This is a genomic window from Nostoc cf. edaphicum LEGE 07299, from assembly GCF_015207245.1.
Classification (GTDB): Bacteria; Cyanobacteriota; Cyanobacteriia; order Cyanobacteriales; family Nostocaceae; genus Nostoc; species Nostoc edaphicum_B.
Genome location: NZ_JADEXF010000979.1, coordinates 1 through 2,649 on the forward strand (window position 1 = coordinate 1; position 2,649 = coordinate 2,649).

General features: G+C 42.0%; 1 protein-coding gene. It reads right to left on the reverse strand.

Annotated features, from left to right (window positions below):
- Positions 1–472 precede the first annotated feature (472 nt).
- Entirely contained in the window at positions 473–2,365 is a 1,893-nt protein-coding gene (locus tag IQ229_RS23380) for a DUF1565 domain-containing protein (protein ID WP_194047859.1), read from the reverse strand.
- Positions 2,366–2,649 lie beyond the last annotated feature (284 nt).

Below are 2,649 nucleotides of genomic sequence, written 5' to 3' on the forward strand. Positions count from 1 at the left end.
CTTTGAGATCCCCCCTAACCCACGCCAGTCGCTCCAGTTGGGGAGATCCCTTGGCACTAGCCTCTCCCCTTGAAAAATGGGTAATCGGAATTCAAAGTCCCCCAATTTATCGGTGGATTTAGGAGGATCTAGAACTTTTGATACCGACAAGAGGACTTTTCAAATAGGACTTTTCAAACATCCTCTTAGCTCGACTTTATCCATTTTTTTCGCAACGCGATACTCCTGCGGAGTCGTTGCACGAACGCTTAAGCTGAAACCTTTGTAGGGCAGTAGTTTTACTTTTTTAACTTCATCTATAATTTGTGACGTGGAAAAAGTATTTGCCAAAAAGCTAGGGTTTTTGCCGGATAAAGAAAGCGAGTTCTTAATTTTGGATAAAGTCGAGCTTAACAACAGATTTGAATTAAAACGATATATGCAGTTTTCATCAACACATATTAAGTAGAGGGTAAGCCAACATTATTCTTAATCAATTCAATGGCTCCATAATGACTCTTAAACCTTTACTAGAGAGTGTTTTGAGCATTTCTTTAGCGTTATATTCACTACTAAAGACTCCTGCTTGCATAACTCTTTGACCTTGCCAAACTGTGGGAAACGCACCAGGAGCAAGGAATCGTACTAAATCTTGGTCTTTATCACTTGCAAGTGGCACTACTAGGCGATAACGTACACCAAATTGTGTCGCAGAGGTACCACTATAGGGAATACTTGCAGAACTTGTTTGCAGACTGCGAGTATTTACAATGGGGATATTGCGATCGGGAAGTGGTAAAAGTTCTGAAGCACCTGGAGCAGAAGTTTCTAGTATTGGTAATGGCTGTTGCGTTTGATCCCTCATACTTCTTGGAACTGGTGGCTGTGTAACTGAATTGGATGGGGACTTAGGGGCAGTAAACTCAATGGTATTAGGATCAATCCGCACATAATTTAACTGTGGTGTATCAGGTGGCTGTGCGTTAGTTGGTATTTGTCTACCTGACAAGCTGCTAGGAGTAGGAAATCCGGCAACTCTAGAAGTTGGTGGTTGTTTGGATATAGGCGCGGAAAGCGGTACATTATTGGCTGGCATTAATGGCAGTTGTTGACTGTTTAATTGTGTAGAAACAGGATTATTTGCTGAAATGCTATTGCTGGTTTGCCCATTAGTAGTTTCAGAGATTTCGGGAGCTGAGAAGGTGATTTCCCCAGTTGGTGGTATTTCTCGTAACGCATTGTTAGGGACAGGGGCGGGTTGAGAGTTTTGGGTTGCTTGTGCTGTTGTCCCATTAATATCTACCTTGCCAGTGATGCGATCGCTTACAAGGTTGTTACCAGCAGCAGAAATCACCTGTTTAGCAGCGCTAGCGTTAATGTCATGGCGAGCATTATTTTGAAATGTATTACCCCCAGGTTCGGATGCACTACCCAAGTCTGGCATTGCTTGAGCGATCGCCACTAAACCATCTTCTTTGTTATCTTGAATAGAATTATTCCGCAAAATCGGGCGGGCATTTGCTTGTACGATAATTCCCGATCTATTGTTCTGAATTTGATTACCTATGACTATAGGAGCAGCATTTTGGGCAATATTAATCCCAAAACCTGTTTGGTGAAAGACATTCTCTTTCACTTGGGGACTAGAGTTACCGGCAATTGTGATGCCATTGGCTCCATTGCGATCGAAGTAATTCTTACTAATGGTAGGTGCGGCATTACCACTAACAGAAATCCCATCTTGAGTACTGCCACTAAAAGTATTTTCCGCAACTACCGGATTGCTAGATTCAATCCATAAACCGTAACCACGGCGATTAGAGTTCGTCACCGTTACCCCAGTCAGCAAAACTTGGTTGGCTCCAACAATTGTGACATTTTGACCGGCAAAGCTCCGACTTAGGTAATCACCGCCTCCCTGAATGATAATGTCTTTACCTTGATTGCTGGGATTGCCTTGAATTGAAATACCCGGTTTCAGTATTAAGGGAAATACTTCCCCTGTCTCGGCGCTATAAGTGCCGGTGGAAAGCATAATTACAGTATTGGCATTAGCTAATCGCAACGCTTGGCTAATCGTCTTTACAGGAGCGGATTCGCTGCCATTGCCTGCTTTATCATCTCCAACACCAGGATTGACAAATAGCACATTAGCCTGAGAAGGTGTTTTCTGATTTAGAGGCGCTGAATTTGGTGTTGATGGAATTTGAGCGATCGCACTATCCAGGCTTATACCCAGGAACGCTATACTTGTCGCCCCCATACTTACAGTAAAAGATAATACTGAAAACCTAAAAAAGAAAAGCCTTGCTGATTTCAGAAACTTCAGCTTTGCAAACAGAACATCTACTCTACGGTACTCAGGAAACACACGAGGGAGAATCATATTTAACACGGCTCCTTACAAGTAATCATAAATTCTGATACTCTCTAGAGAGTATTATGTCGATAATATTACCCATATATTGAGCAATTGGCGATATTTAATACATAGTAATAAATGATATTGGACATCTCCAGAAATTAATTGTGCGTTGTCCAAAATGATATAGGCACAATTCATAAATTGTGCCTACAAATTATTTTCACTCTTGTATCTATTAGATATAGGAGTGACATCATGTCCGCTTGATTGCTTATTAAACCCCAAGAACCCCACCCCGCCAAAGC

Bases quoted from the DNA above. Each gene is read 5' to 3' on its own strand.
- IQ229_RS23380 (WP_194047859.1), bottom strand. From the start codon at position 2,365: ATGATTCTCCCTCGTGTGTTTCCTGAGTACCGTAGAGTAGATGTTCTG.